The organism is Streptomyces sp. NPDC088261, from assembly GCF_044740805.1.
GTDB lineage: Bacteria > Actinomycetota > Actinomycetes > Streptomycetales > Streptomycetaceae > Streptomyces.
This window is the reverse complement of record NZ_JBIURL010000008.1, coordinates 324,944-346,624: the sequence shown is the minus strand read 5'-3', so window position 1 is coordinate 346,624 and position 21,681 is coordinate 324,944. Positions and strand designations below refer to the sequence as shown.

At 71.4% G+C, this 21,681-nt stretch carries 18 protein-coding genes; 11 read left to right on the top strand and 7 right to left on the bottom strand.

Annotated elements, in window-relative coordinates; all coding sequences use genetic code 11:
* Nucleotides 1-53: 53 nt before the first annotated feature.
* The 4 genes from ACIODU_RS18645 to ACIODU_RS18630 all read right to left on the bottom strand — a co-directional run bounded on the left by ACIODU_RS18645 (nucleotide 54) and on the right by ACIODU_RS18630 (nucleotide 3,977).
* Entirely contained in the window at nucleotides 54-1,139 is a 1,086-nt protein-coding gene (locus ACIODU_RS18645) for a Gfo/Idh/MocA family protein (protein ID WP_401768708.1), read from the bottom strand.
* Nucleotides 1,124-1,792: a ThuA domain-containing protein gene (locus ACIODU_RS18640; protein ID WP_401768707.1), complete on the bottom strand. Its 669-nt coding sequence runs from the start codon at nucleotides 1,790-1,792 to the stop codon at nucleotides 1,124-1,126. The genes ACIODU_RS18645 and ACIODU_RS18640 overlap by 16 nt, the downstream gene beginning before the upstream one ends.
* Entirely contained in the window at nucleotides 1,789-3,075 is a 1,287-nt protein-coding gene (locus tag ACIODU_RS18635; protein WP_401768705.1) for an enolase C-terminal domain-like protein, read from the bottom strand. Before ACIODU_RS18635 ends, ACIODU_RS18640 begins: the two co-directional genes overlap by 4 nt.
* Nucleotides 3,076-3,191: 116 nt before the next feature.
* Complete coding sequence (locus ACIODU_RS18630; RefSeq protein WP_345943782.1) at nucleotides 3,192-3,977, bottom strand: IclR family transcriptional regulator; 786 nt, start codon at nucleotides 3,975-3,977, stop codon at nucleotides 3,192-3,194.
* A gap of 157 nt (nucleotides 3,978-4,134) precedes the next feature.
* On the opposite strand from ACIODU_RS18630, the gene ACIODU_RS18625 reads away from it, so the two are divergent.
* The 7 genes from ACIODU_RS18625 (at nucleotide 4,135) to ACIODU_RS18595 (ending at nucleotide 14,041) form a co-directional block, all read left to right on the top strand.
* Nucleotides 4,135-5,526 (top strand): ABC transporter substrate-binding protein, encoded by a 1,392-nt coding sequence (locus ACIODU_RS18625; RefSeq protein ID WP_401768703.1) that lies wholly within the window; start codon nucleotides 4,135-4,137, stop codon nucleotides 5,524-5,526.
* Complete coding sequence (locus tag ACIODU_RS18620; protein ID WP_401768701.1) at nucleotides 5,523-6,530, top strand: carbohydrate ABC transporter permease; 1,008 nt, start codon at nucleotides 5,523-5,525, stop codon at nucleotides 6,528-6,530. The genes ACIODU_RS18625 and ACIODU_RS18620 overlap by 4 nt, the downstream gene beginning before the upstream one ends.
* Nucleotides 6,527-7,405: a carbohydrate ABC transporter permease gene (locus ACIODU_RS18615; RefSeq protein WP_401768699.1), complete on the top strand. Its 879-nt coding sequence runs from the start codon at nucleotides 6,527-6,529 to the stop codon at nucleotides 7,403-7,405. Before ACIODU_RS18620 ends, ACIODU_RS18615 begins: the two co-directional genes overlap by 4 nt.
* Nucleotides 7,405-8,286: an NAD(P)-dependent oxidoreductase gene (locus ACIODU_RS18610; RefSeq protein ID WP_356423205.1), complete on the top strand. Its 882-nt coding sequence runs from the start codon at nucleotides 7,405-7,407 to the stop codon at nucleotides 8,284-8,286. The genes ACIODU_RS18615 and ACIODU_RS18610 overlap by 1 nt, the downstream gene beginning before the upstream one ends.
* A complete protein-coding gene (locus ACIODU_RS18605) occupies nucleotides 8,286-9,395 on the top strand; it encodes a glycoside hydrolase family 99 protein (protein ID WP_356423202.1) in 1,110 nt (369 codons plus the stop codon). The genes ACIODU_RS18610 and ACIODU_RS18605 overlap by 1 nt, the downstream gene beginning before the upstream one ends.
* Nucleotides 9,396-9,427: 32 nt before the next feature.
* Nucleotides 9,428-13,402: a glycosyl hydrolase family 28-related protein gene (locus ACIODU_RS18600; RefSeq protein WP_401768696.1), complete on the top strand. Its 3,975-nt coding sequence runs from the start codon at nucleotides 9,428-9,430 to the stop codon at nucleotides 13,400-13,402.
* A gap of 93 nt (nucleotides 13,403-13,495) precedes the next feature.
* Nucleotides 13,496-14,041, top strand: coding sequence for a GNAT family N-acetyltransferase (locus tag ACIODU_RS18595; RefSeq protein ID WP_401768693.1), 546 nt, complete (start codon nucleotides 13,496-13,498; stop codon nucleotides 14,039-14,041).
* 37 nt (nucleotides 14,042-14,078) lie between these two features.
* Here the strand turns inward: ACIODU_RS18595 and ACIODU_RS18590 are convergent, their stop codons facing one another.
* Nucleotides 14,079-15,809 carry a sulfatase gene (locus ACIODU_RS18590; protein WP_401768690.1) on the bottom strand — a complete coding sequence of 577 codons (1,731 nt, stop codon included), beginning with the start codon at nucleotides 15,807-15,809 and terminating at the stop codon, nucleotides 14,079-14,081.
* Nucleotides 15,810-15,927: 118 nt separating this feature from the next.
* Nucleotides 15,928-16,578: a glycerophosphodiester phosphodiesterase gene (locus tag ACIODU_RS18585; protein ID WP_401768748.1), complete on the bottom strand. Its 651-nt coding sequence runs from the start codon at nucleotides 16,576-16,578 to the stop codon at nucleotides 15,928-15,930.
* Between the two features lie 271 nt (nucleotides 16,579-16,849).
* Between ACIODU_RS18585 and ACIODU_RS18580 the strand changes: the two genes are divergently transcribed.
* Genes ACIODU_RS18580 through ACIODU_RS18565 form a run of 4 tightly spaced genes read left to right on the top strand, consistent with a single transcriptional unit; the run spans nucleotide 16,850 to nucleotide 20,813 of the window.
* Nucleotides 16,850-18,247 (top strand): DUF6421 family protein, encoded by a 1,398-nt coding sequence (locus ACIODU_RS18580; protein ID WP_401768688.1) that lies wholly within the window; start codon nucleotides 16,850-16,852, stop codon nucleotides 18,245-18,247.
* Nucleotides 18,248-18,291: 44 nt separating this feature from the next.
* Entirely contained in the window at nucleotides 18,292-19,077 is a 786-nt protein-coding gene (locus ACIODU_RS18575; RefSeq protein WP_356423281.1) for an SDR family NAD(P)-dependent oxidoreductase, read from the top strand.
* The gene (locus ACIODU_RS18570) at nucleotides 19,056-20,171 is read left to right on the top strand and encodes a low specificity L-threonine aldolase (protein ID WP_356423189.1); all 1,116 of its coding nucleotides are present in this window, start codon (nucleotides 19,056-19,058) and stop codon (nucleotides 20,169-20,171) included. Before ACIODU_RS18575 ends, ACIODU_RS18570 begins: the two co-directional genes overlap by 22 nt.
* A gap of 60 nt (nucleotides 20,172-20,231) precedes the next feature.
* Nucleotides 20,232-20,813 carry a transglutaminase family protein gene (locus tag ACIODU_RS18565; protein WP_356423187.1) on the top strand — a complete coding sequence of 194 codons (582 nt, stop codon included), beginning with the start codon at nucleotides 20,232-20,234 and terminating at the stop codon, nucleotides 20,811-20,813.
* 40 nt (nucleotides 20,814-20,853) lie between these two features.
* Here ACIODU_RS18565 and ACIODU_RS18560 read toward each other — a convergent pair whose 3' ends face one another.
* Nucleotides 20,854-21,600 (bottom strand): lysophospholipid acyltransferase family protein, encoded by a 747-nt coding sequence (locus ACIODU_RS18560; RefSeq protein ID WP_356423184.1) that lies wholly within the window; start codon nucleotides 21,598-21,600, stop codon nucleotides 20,854-20,856.
* Nucleotides 21,601-21,681: the final 81 nt, after the last annotated feature.

Sequence of the window (21,681 nt, the reverse complement as noted above, 5' to 3'; positions counted from 1 at the left end):
AAATTAAGTGGCCTGACGAATGGCCGGACATTTACAGGGAATACGAGCCCCCGCTACGGGTGCAACGCCACGGGATCGGGCCGCGCGCAGGTCGATTCCACCGGGAGCGCGGAGCCCTCCCGGGCGGAGTCGAGCAGTGTCAGCATCACGTCCAGGACATGGCGGGCCACCTCGGCCGACGCCCGGTGCGGCCGGCCCGCGGCGATGGCGTCCGCCAGGTCGGACAGCCCCTCCCCGCGCCCCGCCCCGACCCGGCCCGCCGACACCGGGAGCGTCCGCCACGCGCCGTTCGCGGGATGCAGGTCGACGTCTCCGTCGAAACCGTTGGGGTCGGGGACGGAGAGGGAGCCCTCCGTGCCGTGCACCTCGATGCGCGGCAGCCGCGCGGCGTGGACGTCGAAGCTCATGACGAGGGTGGTGAGCGCGCCGCCCGCGTGCTCCAGGACCCCGGTGACATGGGTGTCCACCTCCACCGCGAACCGCTCGCCCGCCCGGGGCCCGCTCCCGATCTCCCGCTCGGCGCGCGGCCGGGACGCCGCGCCGGTGACCCGTACGACAGGACCGAGCAGGTGCACGAGGGCCGTGAGGTAGTACGGCCCCATGTCGAGCAGCGGGCCGCCGCCCGGCCGGTAGTAGAACTCCGGGTCGGGGTGCCACCGTTCGTGCCCCGCCGTGGTCATGAAGGCGGTCGCGGCGACCGGCCGGCCGATCAGCCCGTCGTCCACCGCCCTGCGCGCGGTCTGGACGCCCGTGCCGAGGACGGTGTCCGGCGCGCAGCCGATCCGCAGCCCGTCGGCCTCCGCCGAGGCGAGCAGCGCGTCGGCCTCCTCGCGGGTGGCGGTGAGCGGCTTCTCGCCGTACACGTGTTTGCCGACGGCGAGCGCGACCCGCGCCACCTCGGCGTGCACCGCGGGGACGGTCAGGTTCAGCACCGCGTCCACGTCGGACCGTACGACCAGCTCCGCGACCGAACCCGCCACCTCCGCGCCCGGCACCCGCGCGGCCGCGGCCCGGGCGCGGCTCGCGTCGAGGTCGGTCACGGCGGTGAGCCGGACGTTCTCCAGCCGCTCCAGGGTGTCCAGATAGGCCCCGCTGATCTTGCCCGCGCCGACCATGCCGATCCTCAGCGGCTCGCCCACAGCAGACCCCTCTCGGTGAGTGCGCGTACCTCGGGTACGTCGAAGTCGTCCGCCTTGTGGCCGATCGTGGAGACGAACACCCGCCCGGCGCCGGCGGTCCTGGTCCAGACGGCGGGCATGGTGACGGCGCGCGGCCGGTCCTCCGCCGCTTCGAAGACGGTGGTCGCCAGGACGTCGACGTCCGGGTCGGTGGCCAGCCAGTACTTCTCCGTGTGGACCCGGAAGTCGCCGAGTCCGGCGATGACCGGATGGTCCGCGCGGTCCCCGGCGAGGGTGACGGTGTGGTCGGAGAACCCGGGCGGGTGCATGAGGAACTGACCGCCCGTCAGCAGGGTGTAGCCGACGTCGCCGCGGAAGGAGTCCACGATCCCGCCGTGCCAGCCCGCCAGCCCCGTCCCGGCGCGCACCGCTGTGACCAGCCCCGCGCTCTGCTCGCGCGTCAGGCTCCCCATCGTCCAGCACTGCACCACCAGGTCGGTGGCGGCGAGGAGTTCGGCGTCGGCGTAGACGTCCAGGGACTCGGAGACCGTCACGTCGAACCCGCGCTGCCGCAGGAAGGGCAGGAAGAGGTCCGTGATCGTCACGGGGTCGTGCCCCTCCCAGCCGCCCCGGACCACCAGGGCCCGCCTGGCGTCGGATGCCTCGTGTGTCACGGTCGTTGCACACTCCCGTCGGTGTTGCGCAGCAGGGCCCAGCGGTCGTGCACCAGGGGCTCGGGCACCGGGTACCGGCGCGCGGCGGCCTCGTCGAAGTCGACGCCGTGACCGGGTGTCTCGTACGGTACGAGGCCGCCGTCCCGCGCGGTGATCGTGCCCGGGAACACCTCGTGGACCGGGGGCTTGAAGACCGCCGCCTCCTGGACGCCGAAGGCGTGGCTGCTGATGTCCAGCGCCAGGGTGGCGGCCTGGGCCACCGGGCTCACGTCGGCGGGGCCGTGCGGAGCGAGCCGTACGCCCCGCAGTTCGCAGTAGGCCGCCAGCTTCCTGGCCGGGGTGAGCCCGCCGAGGGTGGGGACGCGGATCCGGGCGAAGTCGATGGCGGGCCCCTCCAGCAGCGGCAGGAACTGCCCGACGTCGCTGAACAGTTCACCCATCGCGAGCGGTACGGAGGAGGTGGCGCGCAGCCCCGCGAAGTGGGACGCGTCCTCCGGGGCCAGCAGATCCTCCACGAAGTACAGCCCCGCGTCCTCGACGCGCCGCAGGAAGTCCCTGGCCTGGCGCGGGTCGAGCCGCTCGTGCACGTCGTGCAGCAGCTCGACCCCGTCCCCGACGCGCTCCCGCACCCCGGTGAGGACGCCGGGCACGAACCGTACGTACGCGGCGGAGTCCCACGGCACCGAACGGGTGCGCAGCGCCCGGGGGTCGGCGGCGCCGCCCGCCTTCGTGCCGTACGTGTCGGAGCCGGGGACAGCCGCCTGGATCCGGACATGGCGGTAGCCGCGCTCGCGGGCGGCCGTGACCAGGTCCGCGATCTCGGCGGCGTCGGCGCCGTCGACATGGGTGTAGGCCTCGGCGAACGCCCGGACCCGGCCGCCGAACAGCGAGTACAGCGGGGCCCCGAGCCGTTTGGCCTTGAGGTCCCAGAGGGCGACGTCGATGCCGCCCAGCGCGTTCCCGGTGAGGGAACCGCCGCGCCAGTAGGCGCTGTTGAGCAGCAGGCGGTGGAGGTCGTCGATGTCGTCGGGGTCGCGGCCGGTGAGCATCGGGGCCAGATAGTCGTCCAGGACGGATCGCACGGCGAGGGTGCGCTGCGGGTCGCTCGCACACCCCAGGCCGTACAGCCCCGGTTCGTTGGTCTCGACGCGGACGACGAGATGGGGACAGCCGTGCGGGGCCGTCAGGAACGTGCGTACGGCCGTGATGCGGATCTTGGCGCCGCGTTCCTCGACCCAGGGGGCCGGAGCGAGGATCTCGGAGCGGGCATCAGGCTGAGCCATGCGAACTCCAGCGTACAGATAGCAGGATGGTGTACCGCCATCCGAACGTACGGAGCCCTGGATTCGTTTGTCAATCTATTTGTCAACGACTCTACCAAATGGCGTCGGGCGCGTCTTCAGTGCTGACCGAGCCGTTTGAGGAGGGTGCGCAGCGAGTGCGCGGCCTCCGTCACGGCCCTGGCCACCTCCTCCGCGCGGGCGTCGTCCATCCGGCTCTTGGGCGCGGAGCAGCTGATCGCGTCGCCGCCCCCCTGGGCGGTGCCGAGCGCCACCGCCACGCACCGGATGTCCGGCGAGTTCTCGCCGTCGTCCATCGCCCACCCCCGCAGCCGCGCCTCCGCCAGCTGTCCCAGCAGCTCGTCCGGGTCGGTGACGGTGTCCGGGGTCAGCCGCTCCAGCGGCCAGTTGAGCCGCATCTGCACCTCCGACGCCTCGTACTGGGAGAGCATCGCCTTGCCCAGCGCGGTGGCGTGCGCCGGCAGCCGGCGCCCCACCGCCGAATACATCCGCAGCGCGTGCCGCGACTCGCGTTTGGCCAGGTAGACGACGTCCGTCCCGTCCAGCCTGCCCAGGTGTACGGACTCTCCGGTCTCCTCCGCGAGGGCGTCGAGCACCGGTCCCGCGAGGCTCGCCACGTCGTCGCCCTCCAGATAGGCGGTCCCCGTCAGCAGGGCCTTGAGGCCCAGGCTGTACCGGGTCCCCGACGCGTCCAGGTCCACCCAGCGGCGTGCCTCCATCGTGCGCAGGATCGCGTGCAGGCTGCTCTTGGGCACGGCCATCGCACCGGCCATCTCGGCCAGCGAGAGCCGGGCGCCCTCCGCGCCGAGTAGTTCGAGCACCTCAAGCACCCGAGCGGCGGACTTGACCTCTTCGGGCCTGCGCCCGCGCGCTGCTGCTGCCACCGATTCCACGGAACCTCCGCTTCCCGCACCGGCGCCCCTCGGCGATCCGGTCAGCACGAATCCTGACGTGCGTCTTGACGCTATATCACTACGACCATAAATTCAGTCACTCCAACGCCATTCGGCCTTCTGAACGGTTGATTCTTAGGTAGGGGCCATGCGCATACCTTTCACGCGGAATGTCCGGCTCGCGGTGGTCGCCGCGGCCGCCGCCCTCTCACTCACCGGCCTGTCCGCCTGTAGCGGCTCCTCCGGTTCGGGCAGTGACGCGAACTCACTGGAGATGTGGACCTTCAAGCAGTCCCACGTCGGCGCCCTGCGCACCGCGGCCGCCGAGTTCAAGAAGCAGACGGGCATCACCGTCAAGGTCGAGGCCTACACCCCCGACGACGCGTACACCACCAAGGTGCAGAGCGCGGCGAAGACCGGGGACCTGCCGGACGTGCTCGAAGTGCACTCCGACGGAGAGGACCGCGTCCTCGGGGCGGCCGGGATCCTCTCCGACCTCAGCGGTGACTTCAAGGGCGACTGGGCCGGGCGCATCCAGCAGTCCGTGCAGCAGTCGGGACTGGTCACCGCCCAGCGCTTCAAGGACTCGCAGCCGGGCACCGCCAAGGACCACGGCATCAAGGAGGGCCAGCGCTTCAGCGTCCCCCTCACCGTCGGCACCTTCGGCATCGTCTACGCCAACAAGAAGATCCTGGCCGACGTGGGCATCAACAAGGCCCCCGACGACTGGGAGGGCTTCCTCGACGCGCTCCGGGTGACCAAGGACAAGAACCCCGCCACCGGCGGCCTCGCCCTCGGCCTCAAGGTCCAGTCCACCGGGCTGAACTGGGTGCTCCAGCCGCTCGCGTTCAGCCAGCTCGGCCAGTCCGGCTACGAGAGCCTGTTCGGCGAGAACAAGAACGCCGACTTCGCCTCGCCCAACGGCCTCAAGGTCCTCCGGATGTACAACGAGCTGACGCCGTACTGGATGCCGGGCGCCCAGAGCCTCACCATCGACGAGGCCGACCAGGCCTTCGCCCAGGGCAAGGCGGCCTTCGACGTCGGCGGCACCTTCACCCTCGCCTTCCTCCAGCAGAACGGCATGAAGCCGGACGACGTGATCGCCTTCGGGCTGCCCTCCCCGAAGAACGGCGCCATCCCGCACCGCGCGCTCGGCCCGCTCGCCCTCACCGGCCTCAGCCTCACCGCGACGAGCAAGCAGCCCGACAACGCCAAGAAGTGGATGGAGTTCCTCTCCCAGCAGAAGGTCGCCGCGCAGTTCGCGAAGGACGCCTCCGACGTCCCGGCCACCGAGCTGGGCGCCGGCGCCGCCACGGTCCTCGGCCCCACCCTCTCCGCGCTGGTCGACAGCTTCAAGGGCACCCCCCGCACCACGTACGACCCCAGCCGCGGCAACGAGTTCCGCGCCCCGGGCTACGAGCAGGACGACGCCGGCGCGATCCTCGCCGACCTCACCCCGCTCAAGCAGCAGTCCGTGGAGGCGACCGCCAAGAAGCTCCGTGAGCTCAACGCCTCCTACTGGGCGGCGGCGCGGCAGTGACCACAGCTCCCCGACAGACCGTGCCGGGGACGGCGGGGACCGGCGGCGAGAGCCCCCGGCCCCCCGCCGGCGCCCCCGGCACGGGCGGGACCGGGAAGAGCCGGCGCCCGCGCTCGTACGAGACCCTGACTGGGTACCTGTTCGTCGGCCCCGCCGTGATCCTCTTCTGCGTCATGGGCCTGTACACCGTGGGGTACGGTTTCGCGCTCAGCTTCGCCACCTGGAACGGCTTCACCCCGAACTGGACCTGGGTCGGCCTCGACAACTACGCCGACCTGCTCTGGCGCAGCCCCGTCTACGCGCCCCGCGTGCGGCACGCGGCCCTCAACACCCTCTGGGTGATGATCGCCTCGCCCGCCCTGACCGTCGCGGTGTCCTTTCCGCTGGCCGTCCTGCTCAACCGGGTCAGCCGGCTCCAGTCCGTCCTGCGCTCGGTGTACTTCCTGCCGTACGTCACCAGTGGTGTCGCGGTCTTCTTCGCCTGGCAGTACATCCTCCAGCCGGACGGCGCGATCAACTACCTGCTGGACAGCGTCGGCCTGGGCTCCCTCAGCCAGCCGCAGGGCTGGCTCGGCAACCCGTCCACCGCCATGCCGACCATGGTCGCGGTCACGGTGTGGGGCCATGTGCCGGTCGCGATGCTGCTCTACCTGACCGGGCTCCAGGGCATCGACCGCAGCGTGCTGGAGGCCGCGGAGCTGGACGGCGCCGGCTGGTGGCGCACCAACGCCTCCGTCATCTGGCCGCTCGTCCGGCCGATCACGGCCATCGTCATGCTGCTCAACCTGCGGGAGTCCCTCCAGGGCTTCCAGACCTTCCTGGTGATGACGAACGGCGGCCCGGGGGACCACACCAACGTGCTGGGCCTGGAGGCGTACCGCCTCGCGTTCCTCAAGAACCTGGCGCCCACCCTGGGGCTCGCCAGCGCGCTCGGCTGGATCCTGTTCGCCGCCGCCCTGGTCCTCGCCCTGATCAACCTGCGAGCGCTGCGGAGCAAGACATGACCTCGATATCCGTCAAGGCCCGGCCGGGCGCCTCCGACGACAGCCGGGCCCGCACCCGCAGGCGGATCGCCCGCCTGGTGGTCGGCGTTCTGCTGGCGCTCTACGGCCTCGTCAGCGTCTACCCATTCCTGTGGATGGTGTCCGCGGCCTTCAAGGACCAGATCGAGGTCGTACGCGGCGGCCATCTCATCCCGCAGAACCCGACGTTCGACACGCTCGTCGACACCTGGAACAAACTGCACTTCTTCGACTTCTTCCTGAACAGCCTGCTGGTCACGCTCTACACCGTGGTGCTGACCCTGGTGGTCTACGCGGCGGCCGGCTACGCCTTCGCCGTCCTGCGCTTCCCCGGCCGCAGCCTGCTCCAGAAGCTCTTCGTCTCCCTGCTGTTCGTGCCCGGCATCACGGTGATGCTGCCGATCGTGCTGCTGGAGAACAAGATGGGCATCCTCGGCACCCACTTCGGGCTGGTACTGCCGTTCGTCAACGGCGGTGCCCCGCTGTCGATCCTGCTGATGACCGGCGCCTTCCTGGCCGTCCCGCTCGAACTGCGCGACTCCGCGCGGGTCGACGGCGCGAGCGAGCTGCGCATCTTCGCCAGCGTCTATCTGCCCCTGGCCAGACCGGCGTTGATCACCGTCGGGCTGCTGACGGCGATCCCGACCTGGAACGAGTTCCTGCTCACCCGGGTCTCGCTGAACGACCCGTCCACGTACACCCTGCCCCTCGGGCTCCAGACACTCTCGGCGGAGAACGTGCCGCACTACAACAACCTGATGGCCGGCGCCCTCATCGTGGTCATCCCGGTGATCATCCTCTTCCTCAGCCTCCAGCGGTACTTCGTCAACGGACTGGTCGGGGCGGTGAAGGGCTGATGCGTGTCCTGGTCACCGGAGCCGCCGGCCACATCGGGCGGTACGTGCTGGACGAACTCCTCGTCCGGGGCAACGAGATCACCGCCGTCGACCTCGTCCCCGTCGAGGACCCCCGCGTCGCGTGTGTCCACACCGGCGACCTCCAGGACCGCGACCTGGTGCGCAAGGCCATGGACGGCGCCGAGGCGGTGGTCCACCTCGGCGCGATCCCGCACCCCAACAGCGACGACGACGGCGCCCTGTTCGCCACCAACTGCCTCACCGCGCACCGCGTGCTGGACGAAGCGGGCCGCGCCGGGATCCGCCGCGTGGTGGCCGCCTCCAGCCTCTCCGCCGTCGGCCTCGCCTGGTCCCCGGTGCCGCAGTCGCCCCGCTACGTGCCGCTCGACGAGGAACACCCCGTCCTCGTCCAGGACCCGTACGGCCTCTCGAAGATCGTGCTGGAGGAGACGGCCCGCGCCACCCACCGGCGGTACGGCACCGACATCGTCTGCATGCGCTTCCCCTTCACCGGCACCGGCGAACGCCTCACCCGCCAGCTCGCCGCCGTACGGGAGGACCCCGCCGCCCACCGGATGGACCTCTGGGGCTGGCTGGACACCCGGGACGCGGCCGCCGCGATCCGCCGCGCGCTCCACGCCGAGCTGCGCGGCTGCCACATTCTCAACGTCGCCGCACCCGACACGTCATCCCCACTGACGACGGCGGCGCTGATGCAGGAGTACCACCCCGGTGTGCCCGTCCTCGCCGAACTGGACGAGTACACCTCGCTGTTCGACAGCACGGCCTGCGCCCGGCTGCTGGGGTACGTCCCCCGGTTCGGCTGGCGCGCCGGTCCTGCTTCCCCCACCGGAGAGACCATCCCCAGAGGAGACACCTGATGTCTGCCACCCCACGTCGCAGGCTTTCCCCCACCCGCAGGACCTTCCTGGCCGGCGCCGCCGCGGCGGCCGGAGCCACCGTCCTCGGCGCCCCCACCGCAGGGGCCGCCGGGTCCGTGACGGCCGCCGCCGCCGCGCTCAGCACCAACGTCCACATCTTCTACTACCCGTGGTACGGCTCCCCGAAGGTGTACGGCTCCTGGCGCCACTGGCAGCAGGGCAACCTCACCCCGCCGAACGCCGTGTCCTCCGACTTCTACCCGAAGCTCGGGGCGTACGACTCCGGGGACCGCGCCGGAGCCGTCGACCAGCACATGCGGTGGATGCGCGCCGCCGGCACCGGTGTGCTCGTCACCAGCTGGTGGGGGCGCGGCAGTTACGAGGAGTCGCTGTCCCGGGTCGTCCTGGACGCCGCCGCCGCGGCGGGGCTCAAGGTCGCCTGGCACATCGAACCGTACGGAGGCCGCACCGCCGCCTCCGTCGCGGACGACGTCCGCTACCTCGTCAACACGTACGGCGGCCACCCCGCGTACTACCGGGACGCCGCCCACGGCAACCGCAACGCCTTCTACGTCTTCCAGAGCCTCAACATCCCCGACTGGACGGCGATCGAGGCGGTCAAGAGCCTCGGCATCGTGCTCACCCAGACCACCGACACGTCCAAGGCCGCCCACTTCGGCGGGATGTACACGTACGACGGCATCGCCGCCGCCTCGCTGCCCAACTGGAGCGGCGTCGACCGCTTCTGCACGGCGAACGGCCTCGTCTGGTCGCCGTCCTTCGGCCCCGGGTACATCGACGACCGCGCCGTGCCCGGCAACACCACGCCGACCGTCGGGCGCGCCAACGGCACGACGTACGACCGGGTGTGGCAGCACACCCTGACCAGCGGCGCCACCGGCCGGCCGCCGACGTGGGTCAGCATCACCTCGTTCAACGAGTGGCACGAGGGCAGCCAGATCGAGCCCGCCAGCGCCACCCCGCCGTCCGTCCTCCCGTACCAGACGTACAACGGGGCGTACGGCAAGACCGGGGCCGCCGCCGAGACGGCGTACATCGAGCGGACCCAGTACTGGGTCCAGCAGTACGTGGCCCAACGCCCCGCCTGACGCCGCGCACGCCCCTGACCCCGGAGGTCGTCATGTTCCGTCAGAGAGCCGCCCGCGACAGAACCGTCCGGCGCAGATCTCCCCGGACGCTCCCGCTCTTACTGCTCCTGGTCATCGCGCTGATCGCGCCCACCGCCGCGACCGCCGCACCCCGCGCCGCCGGCCCCGACATGTACCCGCACGGTGTCGGTGCCGACCTCGGACCCACCCCGAAGACCCTCGGCGTCACCCCCACCGCGGGCGACGACCCGGCGGGCCTGGTCACCGGCGAGGCGGACGGCAGGACCTACTGGCAGACCGACCACGCGGCCGGCACCGGCCACCTGGACTTCGCCCTCGCCGCCGACTACCTCGCGCGGCTCACCTCCCCGACCGCCGTCTTCAGCGTCACCTACCGCGACACCGGCACGGGCGCCCTGGAACTGCGCCCGGCCGGCGGCGGCACCCCCGCCCGCACCGCCTTCACCGGCACCGGCACCTGGCGGACCAGCACCTTCGACGTCACCGCCGCCGACGCGGAGGCCGGGCCGCTGCGCCTCAGCGGCTCGGACGGGGACAGCGCCCGGGACATCACCGTCGCCGCCGTCCGCGTCGGCACCCCCGGCGCGTCCGTCGCGCTGGGCACCGCCGTACGGTCCGACGGCGTCAGCCCGCGCGCGGGTGACGCCTCGACCGGCCTGGTCACCGGCGAGCGGGACGGGCGCGGCTACTGGCGGACGAACCGGTCCGCGCCCGCCCCCGGCCTCAACTTCTTCTACATGAACGTCGCCGACACGTTCCTCTACCACACCACCGACACCGTCCTCGTCAGCGTCGACTACTTCGACGAGGGCAGCGGAAGTCTCGCCCTGCACTACGACTCACCGGGCGACACCATCCCCGACATGTTCAAGTCCTCCGAGGTCTTCACGTACGGCGACACCAAGACCTGGAAGACCCACACGTTCACGCTCGACGACGCCCTGATGACCAACCGCTCCAACGGCTCCGACTTCCGCATCCACACCGCCGATTCGGCCGTGGAACTGACGGTCGCCGCCGTCCGGATCACCGTCATCCCGGCCGAACTCAAGCCCACCGAGGGCCTGGAACTCCTCATCTCCGAGGCGCGGCGGGTCCACACGGCCGCCCGCGAGGGCACCAGGGACGGCCAGTTCCCGGCCGGCGCCAAGGACACCCTGGCCGCCGCGATCGCCGCCGCCCGGCGGACCGCCGACGGCCAGGACACCACCGAGGCCCAGCTCAAGGCCGCGCTGCTGACCCTCGACACCGCGCTGCGCACCTTCCGCGGCTCGGCGCTGACCACCAACCTCGCCCGTACGGCGAAGGTCACCGCGAGCAGCACCTCGGCGGGTTCGCCGCAGGCGGTGACCGACGGCGACGCGGGCAACGGCTGGACGAGCGGCGAGGACGGCGCGGGTGAATGGCTCCAGGCCGACCTCGGCAAGGCCCTCACGGTCAACGAGGTGAAGATCGCCTGGGGTTCGGCCTTCTCGCCCGACTACACCGTGCGTGTGTCCCGGGACGGCAAGGACTTCACCACCGTCGGCCACAACGGGGCCATCGGCGGCAAGACCATCCGTACCGCCTTCGAGCCGGTGAGCATCCGCTACGTCCGGCTGAACGTGACCGGCTACTCCGCCGGTTCGAAGAGCGTCACGGTCGGTGAGCTGGAGGTCAGGAAGCAGCGCACCGTCCGCCCCGAACCCCGTCTCGTCAAAACCGTCCACCCCGTCGAGTCACCGGTCGTCGCCGACTTCGACGCCCGCGACTACGGCGCCGACCCGAAGGGCGTCAAGGATTCCACCAAGGCGATCCAGCAGGCGCTGTACGACTGCTACGACGCGGGCGGCGGCACGGTCTGGCTGCCGTCGGGGACGTACCGCGTCACCACGTCCGTCGAGGTCCACTCCTTCTGCACGCTGCGCGGCGACCGGCGCGATCCCGATGTGGGCCGGGGGAGTTACGGCACGGTCGTCTCGGCGGACTTCCGGCCCGGCGCGGAGGGGCCCGTCCTCTTCCGGATCGGCGGCAGCGCCGGGGTCATGGGCGTCACCACCTACTACCCCCGGCAGAACGCGGCCGACCCCGTCCCGTACAACTCCACCTTCGAGATCCCCGGCGACGCGTGGATCGGCAACGAGAACTACATGATGGCCACCGTCGCCGACGTGACCATGCTCAACTCGTACCGGGGCGTGGGCGTCAGCACGATGCCCAACGACCAGGGCCTCGCACCGAGCGCCGGACAGGTCCACGAGTCGACCACCCTGCGGAACATCAAGGGCACGGTCCTCTCCGAGGGCTTCCGCGCCTACAACGGCGCCGACGTCGGCACGTGGGAGAACATCACCCTCGACAACGGCTACTGGGCGAAGGCCCCGGCCGCGTACCACCCGCCGAAGCGCGCCGCGCTCGACGCCTGGACCCGCGCCCACGGCACCGGCTTCGTCCTCGGTGACCTGGAGTGGGACCAGTTCTACAAGATCAGGGCGGCCGACTACCGGACCGGCATCCACATCGTGCCGGGCCAGCGGGCCTCGTTCACCGGCACCTTCCTCCAGGCCGACATCCGCCGCACGGACGTCGCCGTGGAGGCGGAGAGCTTCGACTCCCGCTGGGGGCTGTCGTTCGCGGCGAGCACCCTGGAGGGCAGCGAGGCGGCCGTACGGAACAAGGCCCAGGCCTATGTGAAGCTGACCGACACCGACGTGACCGGCGAGGTCTCCGGCATCGTCCACAGGATGGCGGGCGCCGTCCCGCGCTACGAACAGACCGCGCTGCCCAAGCCCGCCCGCGCGGCCCTGTACGACGTGACGAAGGCCCCCTTCGCCGCGCCCGTCGGCCACGGGATCCCGCCCGTGCGCGACGCCACCGCCCGGATCCAGCGGGCCCTGGACCAGGCGGGCCGGGACGGCGGCGGCACGGTCTACCTGCCCGCCGGGTGGTACCGGATCGACAGCCACCTCCGCGTCCCCGCCGGGGTCGAGCTGCGCGGGGCCTCCGCCGTACCGAACCGCGATCTGAACGGCGCGAGCGGCGGCACGGTCCTGATGGCGTACGAGGGCAGGAACACCCCGAGCCCCGACACCGCCACCGCCCTGGTCACCCTCGGCGGGACGAACGCGGGCGTGCGCGGACTGCGCGTCCTGTACCCGGAGAACAACCCCGCCGCGACCGTGCCCGGCGAGGACGGCAGCCCCGTGCCCTACCCGTACGCCGTACGCGGCGCCGGGACCGGCACGTACGCGATCGACCTCGGCCTGCCCAACGCGTGGAACGGTGTCGACATGGCCGCCCACCGCAACGACCGCTTCACCGTGCGCAAGCTGGCGGGCGCGGTCTTCAACCGGGCGATCAGCGTGGGGAAGAGCGACCGGGGCCGGATCGAGGGCGTGCTGAACAACGGCAACGCCGTCGGGCGCGTCGGGTTCGCGCTGCCGAACTGGGTGCTGGAGAGCAACATCTTCCCGCAGGTCATCGACGATCCGATGCGGCTGCGGGCGCAGATCGTGACGGTCGACGGGGCCACCCGTCTGACGGTGTTCAACGCCTTCGCCTACGGCTTCCACCACGGTCTGGTCGTCTCGTCCGGTGACGTACGGGCCTTCAACCTGGGCACCGACAACCTCGGCGCCGACGGCTTCACGGTGAAGGCGGACGGCGAGGACGTCACCGCGGTCAACGTCATGCGCTACAACGGCGCCACCAGCAGCGGAAAGGCGAAGCTCTACAACGTCATGGCCATCAACATGGTCCAGCAGGCGGTGACCGCGACCGCCGAGCCCGCCGGGGCCGGGACCGTACGGCTCGGGGGCAACGAGTCCGAGCCGGGCCGCTACGAGAAGGGCAGCCGGGTGACCGCCACGGCGGTGCCGGCGGCCGGACAGCGGTTCGTCCGGTGGACCGTGAACGGCGAGGAGGTACCCGGCGGCGCCGAGGTCACCCTCGACGTGACCGCCGACCTCGCGGTGACGGCGCACTTCGCGCCGGTGGCCGGGGAGTGAGCGCGCGGCCGTTCCCCGTGCCTCCAGGGGCGGGGAACGGCCGCGTTAGGCTGCGGACGTTCGACCCGCAGCGCAGATACGGAGCACCAGCCCATGGACACCGCACCCGACACCGCACTCCTCACCCACCGGGACGCCACGCCGTCCGACACGGAGACCCTCGTCGCCCTCATAGAGTCGGCGTACCGGGGCGACAGCAGCCGGGCCGGGTGGACCACCGAGGCGGACATCCTCCACGGGCGGCGCACGGACCCGCAGGCGGTGCTCGCGGTGATCGGGTCGACCGCCGGCCGGCTGCTGGTCTTCGAACGGGACGGCGAGACGGTCGCCTGCTGCCAGCTCGAACACCGGGGCGAGGTCGCCTACTTCGGGATGTTCGCGGTCCGGCCCACCGCCCAGGGCGGCGGCCTCGGCAAGCGGGTCATGTCCGACGCCGAGCGGGTGGCCCGGGAGACCTGGGGGGTGACCGAGATGCAGATGACGGTCATCTCGGTGCGCGAGGAGCTGATCGCCTGGTACGAGCGGCGCGGCTACCGCCGTACGGGAAAGAGGACACCGTTCCCGTACGGCGACGACCGCTTCGGCATCCCGCAGCGCGACGACCTGGAGTTCGAGCTGCTGGTCAAGACGCTCGGCTGAGCGCGCGCCCGCAGCACGCCCAGCGTCCGCACGACCCTCAGGGGGTCGGCGTCGAGCCGTACGCGGTCAGGAACCGGTCGCGGAACTGGTCCATCCGCCAGACCGGCGCGTCGGGCCCGGGCTCGATCCCGTCCTGCCAGCCCCAGCCCGAGATCCGGTCGAGCACCTTCGGGTCGTGGGCGACCAGCGCGATCGGCACGTCCCGGCCGAAGGCGTTGTGCGTGACCGCCGGGACGGGCTGGTGGTCGCCGAGGAAGACGAGCACGGTGTTCTTGTCGCCGTACTTGACGACGTAGTCGACGAGGTTGCCCACCGAGTACTCGACGGAGTGCGCGTACTCGGCGCGCACCCGCTTGGGGTCCTTCCACACCTCGGCGCGCGTCTTGCCCTCCGCCTTGATCCCCTCGTACACCGAGCCGTCCCCGACCTGGTCCCAGCCGATGGTCTTCGGCAGCGGCGCCCACGGGTTGTGGCTGGAGACGAGGATGATCTCCGCCATCAGCGGCTCGCGGTCCTTCCTGCCGTGCTCCAGCTTCTCGAAGGCCGACAGGCTGTACTGGTCGGGGATGGGCGACCAGCCGAACTTGGGCCCCTGGTAGCCGAGGTGGTCGGAGTCGTAGACGTGGTCGAGGCCGTAGAACTTCCCCTCGGGCCAGGACTGGGTCACCCCCGGCATGATGCCGACCGTCCGCCAGGCGTCGGTGCGCTTGAAGGCGCTGGTGAGGGACATCCGGTCGCTGGTGGTGATGGAGTCGTACCCCTGCTGGTTCTTGATCCACAGACCCGTGTTGAAGGTGGAGTGGGCGAGCCAGCTGCCGCCGCCGTACGTCGGTGAGGTGAGGAAGGCGCTGCGGGAGGAGAACCCGGCCGCGCGCAGCTTCTCCGTCCCCTTCGTCAGCATGGCCCCGACCTCCGCCGACGTCTGCGGCTCTTCCAGGGCGTTGCGTCCGTAGCTCTCGATGAACGCGAAGATGACGTCCTTGCCGCGCAGCGCGGGAAGGAGCTGGTCGGGCGGGGTGTCCGCGAAGTGGTCGACGGCGGCGGCCCGGGACAGCTCCCGCTCGTCCCGCCAGCTCTCGCCGACCAGCCGCGCGTGATGGTCGACCAGGGCGGCGGTGTTCCTGGCGGCGACGGGCGCGCCGGCGATCTGCGCGCCGAGGGCCGCGCAGGCGATCCAGGCGGTACCGAACACGGCGGTGGTACGGAGTGTCACGCTGCGGTGCCGTGCCAGCAGGCCGCTCAGCCGGACGACCGCCAGCGTCATCAGGACGAGTACGGCCACCACGAGCACGACCACCCCGATCACGGCACCGATCGCGGCGGCCCCGCCGACCGAGTCCCGGACGAACGCCTCGCCGTCGTCGAACAGGACCCAGTCGAGCCGGATGTCGAACGGCCGGTCGAAGTTCGAGTAGAAGCCCATGTCCAGGAAGGTGAGGAGGGTCAGCAGCCCGAGGCCGAACCCGAACAGAACCGCCGCCACCCGCCGGGGCCTCGGCGGCAGGACGACGAGGACGACCGCACCGAGGACGCCTTCCACCGGTATGCGGCCGAACGCGCCGGGGGTGAGGCGGTCGAGGTTGTCGGGCAGCAGCAGGGCGGTGAGCACCAGCAGGGCGGACAGGACGGTGAGGACCCGCGCCACGGCCGGGCGCCGGAACCACCGGCCGCCGTCGCCGCCGCCGGTGCCGTCCGGTGCTGACGGGCCGTCACCGGTGGTGGTCGTGGGGGTGTCCGGCCGCTGACGGGAGTGCGTGAAGAGAGGCAACCCGGGGATCCTTCCGTGCGAGGCCCGCTGAGGGCACGGCGGACCCGGTTCGGAAGTGGGGGCCGCCGTCAGGGGTACGGGCCGCCGGCGGTTTCGGTTCAATCACCACGCACCTGATTCAGGCGGATGTACGCCCCATGCGCCGGATCTCCGGGAAGTCCGTGGTGACACCTGCCAGTCGGAACGCCCGCGCGAGCCGCAACTGCTCCTGCGTGTTGACCACCCAGCCGATCACCCGGATGCCCTCGGCGTGCGCGCGCTCGACGGTCTCCAGCGTGAGCCGGCGGAGGTTCAGGGCCAGCGTGGCCGCGCCCACCGCCTTCGCCCGGTCGACCACGTCCGCGCCCCAGCGGCTGGCGATCAGCACGGTCCGTACGTCCGGTACGAGGGCGGCGATCTCGGCGACCGCCTCGTCGTGGAACGACGACACCTCGACCCGCCCGGCCAGGTCCCGCCGGCGCATCACCCCGGCGAGCGCCCGCGCCGCCGCCGCGTCCTTGATCTCCGCCTGGAGCGGGGACCCCACGGCGTCCAGGACCTCCTCGAAGACGGGAACCCGCTCCCCGTCCCCGGCGTCCAGCTCGCGCAGCTCGGCGAGGGTGTGCCCGGCGATCGCGCCGGTGCCGTCGGTCGTACGGTCCACATCCGTGTCGTGCATGACGACCAGGGCGCCGTCCTTGCTCAGGTGCAGGTCGAGTTCGAGGGCGTCCATGCCGGCCTTCTCGGCATGCAGGAAGGAGCGCAGGGTGTTCTCCGGCTCGACCCCCATCACCCCGCGGTGGCCGATGATCTGGAAATTCACGGTCGTCTCGCTCCCGTCGACGGCCCCGCCGCGCGGCGCGCGGCGCTCACGCGGCACGGCGGCAGCCTAGTGGCCGCGGGACCGGCAGAGGGCCGGCCCGTGCCGCGCCAGTGGCGGGCAGGAAAAACTGCGGCGACCATGGGGGGAGGGCAGGATAATTTCCCTTGGTTGCCTTGTATAGGAGAACTTCGCACATATACGCTGTCTTGACGCAAGATTCTCCTGTGGAGGAAGTGACATGACGGAAATTCTTGAGCAGGACCCCGCTGGGCGCCGCATATTCGGCGATGCCCCGGTGACCGCTCACCCGGCCTGGCCGGAGCTCAAGAGCGCCGTCGAGGAGATCCGCCCCTGGCAGTCCAAGGACGGCTCCGTGGACTTCGGCGCGGAGTACGCGCCGACGCGTACCGAGGCCGGAGCCGCGGTCGACCGGATGATCGCCGCCGTCGAGCAGCTCGCCCCGCTCCTCCCGCACGACGCCGCGTACCACACCGCCCTCGTCGCGGACCTGCGCGGATGGGCCGCCGCCGACTTCGCCGTACCGGACTTCCTGGACTCGCTCCTCGCCTTCCGGCCCGCCGCCGACCGTGTGGACGGCCTCCAGCACCTCGCGGTCTTCCCCATGTACACGCAGAACGGGAATCCGGACCGCAACTTCGAGGCGGTCGTGCTGCGCATGGTCTGGCCCGACTGGCTGGCCGAGCTGGAGCGCACGCGCTACGACAACCCGCTGTTCTGCGGCATCACCTTCGAGGACTTCACCGCCGGGTACGACACGAACTCGGCCGTGTTCTTCCCCGAGACCATCGCCGTGCGCGAGGCCCCCGAGCGTTTCAGCTGGGGCGGCATCTTCTGCGACCGCGAGGCCGCCCGCTTCCGCCGGGTCACCGACGCGGCCGTCGGCGTCCTCGGCGTCGAACTGCCCGACGACATCCGGGAGATGGTCGCCGACCAGGAGCGCTGCCAGCAGGCCTTCGTGCTCTGGGACATGATCCACGACCGCACCCACAGCCACGGCGACCTGCCCTTCGACCCCTTCATGATCAAGCAGCGCCAGCCGTTCTGGATGTACGGCCTCGAAGAGCTGCGCTGCGACCTCACCGCGTTCCGCGAGGCCGTCCAGCTGGAGGCCGACGGCTTCCCGCAGGGCCGTGACGTGCAGTACGCGATCCTCTTCGACCGGATGTTCCGCTTCCCCGTCACGGGAGCGCGCGAGCGCAACTACGACGGCCTCGGCGGCCAGCTGCTCTTCGCCTACCTGCACCAGCACGACGTGGTGCGCTGGACGGACAACACCCTGCGCATCGACTGGGAGCGCGCCCCCGAGGTCACCAAGCGGCTCTGCGCGGAGATCGAGGACCTGTACCGGGCGGGCATCGACCGCCCCAAGCTGGTCCACTGGTTCGCCGCGTACGACCTCGTCTCCGCCTACCTGGCCCCGCACCCCGGATCCCGGTGGGCCAAGGGCCCCGACGCCCTCGACCTGACCCAGCCGCCCCGTAAACTGGTGGACGACGTGCTGCCGGACGAATTCCCGCTCAGCATGTTCTACGAGGCGCTGTCCAAGAAACTGAAGAACGTGATCGCCTCCACCAAGGGGATCACCGCGACGAGCACCGAGCGAGTGGCCGCGTGACCACCCGCGAGCCGGAGGCGACGGTCATGGACGAGGCGACGGTCATGGACGAGAACGGCGAGCCCAACGCGAGCTGGTGGATCGAGGGAAGCGGCAGGCTGGACGGCGCCGTGATCGCCGTGGCCGGGGCCGCGGGCCCGGCGGGCCGCGCCGCCCTGCTGAGGCTGGCCGAGGCCGGCGCGACCGTCGTCGGCTCGGACGCGGACGCCGCGCGCCTCGCCGAGGCGGTCGACGCCGCCCGGTACGCGCACGGCGGGGCCACGGTCACCGGTGACACCGTCGACCTGCTCGACCTCGACGCCACCCGCGTGTGGGCCGAGAAGACCGAGAAGGAGTTCGGCCGGATCGACGGCCTGGTCCACCTGGTCGGCGGCTGGCGCGGCAGCGCCACCTTCGCCGGGACCGACCTGGCCGACTGGGACGTGCTGGAGAAGCTGCTAATCCGTACCGTCCAGCACACCTCCCTCGCCTTCCACGACGGACTCCTGCGCAGCGACCGCGGCCGCTACCTGCTCATCAGCGCCGCCGGCGCGTCCAAGCCCACCGCGGGCAACGCCGCGTACGCCGCCTCCAAGGCCGCCGCCGAGGCGTGGACCCTGGCGCTGGCCGACGCCTTCCGCAAGGCGGGGGGCGACGAAGGGCCGCGTTCGGCGGCTGCCATCCTGGTCATCAAGGCACTGGTGCACGACGCCATGCGCGCCGAGCGCCCGAATGCGAAGTTCGCGGGCTTCACCGACGTCACCGACCTGGCCGAGGCCATCGCCGGTGTCTGGGACAGGCCCGCCCAGGATGTGAACGGAAAGCGCCTGTGGCTGACCCCCGAGTCGTGAAGTCAGGCCGGCCGGACTCCCCCGCGCCGGCCGGCGGTACGGACGCCCGCCGCCACCACGATCCCCAGGTGCGCGGCTTCGCCAGCGACAACTACGCCGGCGCGCACCCGGAGATCCTCGCCGCGCTCGCCCTCGCCAACGGCGGCCACCAGGTCTCCTACGGCGAGGACGACTACACCGGCCACCTCCAGCAGGTCATGCACAGCCACTTCGGCGCGTCGGCGGAGGCGTTCCCCGTCTTCAACGGCACCGGCGCCAACGTCGTGGCGCTCCAGGCGATGACCGAGCGCTGGGGCGCGGTCATCTGCGCAGAGTCCGCCCACATCAACACCGACGAGGGCGGCGCCCCCGAGCGGATGGGCGGCCTCAAGCTGCTGACCGTACCGACCCCGGACGGCAAACTGACGCCGGAGCTCATCGACCGGCAGGCCTTCGGCTTCGACGACGAGCACCGCGCCATGCCCCAGGTCGTGTCGATCACCCAGAGCACCGAGCTGGGCACGCTCTACACCTCCGAGGAGATCCGGGCCCTCTGCGCCCACGCCCACGGTCTCGGCATGAAGGTCCACCTCGACGGCGCCCGGATAGCCAACGCCGCCGCCGCGCTGGACGTCCCGATGCGCACCTTCACCAACGCCGCGGGCGTCGACGTCCTCTCCTTCGGCGGGACGAAGAACGGCATGCTCTTCGGCGAGGCCGTCGTCGTCCTCGACCCCGACGCCGTACGGGCCATGAAGCGGCTGCGCAAGCTGTCCATGCAGCTGTCGTCCAAGATGCGGTTCGTCTCGGTCCAGCTGGAGGCCCTGCTCGCGGGCGACCTCTGGCTGCGCAGCGCCCGCCACAGCAACGCCATGGCCCGGCGGCTCGCCGAGGGCGTGCGCGCGCTGGGCGGGGTCGAGATCCTCTACCCCGTCCAGGCCAACGCGGTGTTCGCGCGCCTCCCGCACGACGTGGGCGTACGGCTCCAGAAGCGCTTCCGCTTCTACTTCTGGGACGAGCAGGCCGGGGACGTCCGCTGGATGTGCTCCTTCGACACCACGGAGGACGACGTGGACCGCTTCCTGTACGCCCTGAAGGAAGAACTCGCCGCATAGGTATGTAGCAATCCGGATATTCAGTGGATGACCGGCTCCGCGTTCCCTAGAGTGACGGGTATGCAGCTGATCCAGCGCAACCCTGATCTCTCCGCCTATCTGGCGGCCGATGAGGCCATCGATCATGACCACCCGCTGGTACGGGAGACGGCGGCGCGTCTCCGTACCGCGGAGGGCGGTGCATACGCATACGCGAAAGCCGCCTACGCGTTCGTCCGCGACGAGATACCGCACTCGTGCGACACGGGGGACCAGCGGGTCACCTGGCGCGCCTCCGACGTGATCGGGCGGCGCACCGGCATCTGCTACGCCAAGTCCCACGCCCTGGCGGCGCTGCTGCGGGCGGAGTCGATCCCCGCCGCGCTCTGCTACCAGGAGTTCGACGTCGTCCACGGGCTGGTCGCGATCCGGCTGCCGGGCCGCGAGCGCTGGGACCGGCAGGACGCGCGCGGCAACAAGCCGGGGGTGGACGCCCACTTCTCGCTCGACCGTGAGCAGCTGGCCTTCGCCCCCGAGCCGCAGTTCGGCGAGAGGGACCACCCGGTCCTGTTCGAGGCCCCGCACCCGGCGATCCTGCGGGCGCTGCGGGCCGCGCCCGACCTCGACCACCTGGTCAGGACGCTGCCTGCCACGCTCGGCTGAGACGGTTCGGGCCCCGGGCCCCAGGGAAACGGGCGGGTGGTCAGGCGGTGGTGGTGGGACGGCCGGTCTCGGCCTCCCGGACCTGGGCCGCCGTCGGAGCCGTACCGCCGAGGTGCGCGGGCACCCACCAGGTGTCGTTCGCGTCCTTGGGGCGTACCGGATAGGCGCGCTGTGCCGCCTCCAGCAGCTCCTGCACCCGGTCCCGCAGCCGCCGCGTGAGGGCGCCCGCGTACTGGTCGGCCGGGGCCGCCATGGGCTCGCCCACCCGCATCGTCACGGGGATGTGGCTGCGCCGGAAGTTGCGCGGCCGGCCCTTGGTCCACAGCCGCTGGGTGCCCCACAGCGCCATCGGGATCAGCGGGACGCCGGCCTCCTGGGCGAGCCGGACGGCGCCCGACTTGAAGCTCTTGAGCGTGAAGGACGGGGAGATCGTGGCCTCGGGGAAGACCCCGATGATCTCCCCGGCGCGCAGCGAGTCCAGCGCGTGCGCGTACGCCGTCTCACCCTGCTCGCGGTCCACCGGGATGTGCTTCATGCCGCGCATCAGCGGACCGGAGATCCGGTGCCGGAAGACCGCTTCCTTCGCCATGAAGCGCACCAGGCGCTTCTGGGGGAGCGTGGTGAGGCCCGCGAAGATGAAGTCCAGATAGCTGATGTGATTGCTGACGAGCACAGCTCCGCCGGTCCGCGGGATGTTCTCCGACCCCTGCGTGTCGATCTTCAGGTCCAGCGCCTTGAACATGGTGCGGGCGGCGCCGATGACCGGCCGATAGACGAGCTCTGCCATCTGGGGTGGACCCTTCTGTTCCGGGGAGGGTTCTCCCGGCGGAAGTTACGCAGCCGTAGGTTTTCGGCAATGCGCCGATCG

Coding starts and splice junctions, on each gene's coding strand:
- ACIODU_RS18625 (WP_401768703.1), top strand. CDS start 4,135: ATGCGCATACCTTTCACGCGGAATGTCCGGCTCGCGGTGGTCGCCGCG.
- ACIODU_RS18585 (WP_401768748.1), bottom strand. CDS start 16,578: ATGGGGGTCGAGCCGGAGAACACCCTGCGCTCCTTCCTGCATGCCGAG.
- ACIODU_RS18580 (WP_401768688.1), top strand. CDS start 16,850: ATGACGGAAATTCTTGAGCAGGACCCCGCTGGGCGCCGCATATTCGGC.
- ACIODU_RS18605 (WP_356423202.1), top strand. CDS start 8,286: ATGTCTGCCACCCCACGTCGCAGGCTTTCCCCCACCCGCAGGACCTTC.
- ACIODU_RS18565 (WP_356423187.1), top strand. CDS start 20,232: ATGCAGCTGATCCAGCGCAACCCTGATCTCTCCGCCTATCTGGCGGCC.
- ACIODU_RS18610 (WP_356423205.1), top strand. CDS start 7,405: ATGCGTGTCCTGGTCACCGGAGCCGCCGGCCACATCGGGCGGTACGTG.
- ACIODU_RS18595 (WP_401768693.1), top strand. CDS start 13,496: ATGGACACCGCACCCGACACCGCACTCCTCACCCACCGGGACGCCACG.
- ACIODU_RS18635 (WP_401768705.1), bottom strand. CDS start 3,075: ATGGCTCAGCCTGATGCCCGCTCCGAGATCCTCGCTCCGGCCCCCTGG.
- ACIODU_RS18600 (WP_401768696.1), top strand. CDS start 9,428: ATGTTCCGTCAGAGAGCCGCCCGCGACAGAACCGTCCGGCGCAGATCT.
- ACIODU_RS18560 (WP_356423184.1), bottom strand. CDS start 21,600: ATGGCAGAGCTCGTCTATCGGCCGGTCATCGGCGCCGCCCGCACCATG.
- ACIODU_RS18575 (WP_356423281.1), top strand. CDS start 18,292: ATGGACGAGAACGGCGAGCCCAACGCGAGCTGGTGGATCGAGGGAAGC.
- ACIODU_RS18615 (WP_401768699.1), top strand. CDS start 6,527: ATGACCTCGATATCCGTCAAGGCCCGGCCGGGCGCCTCCGACGACAGC.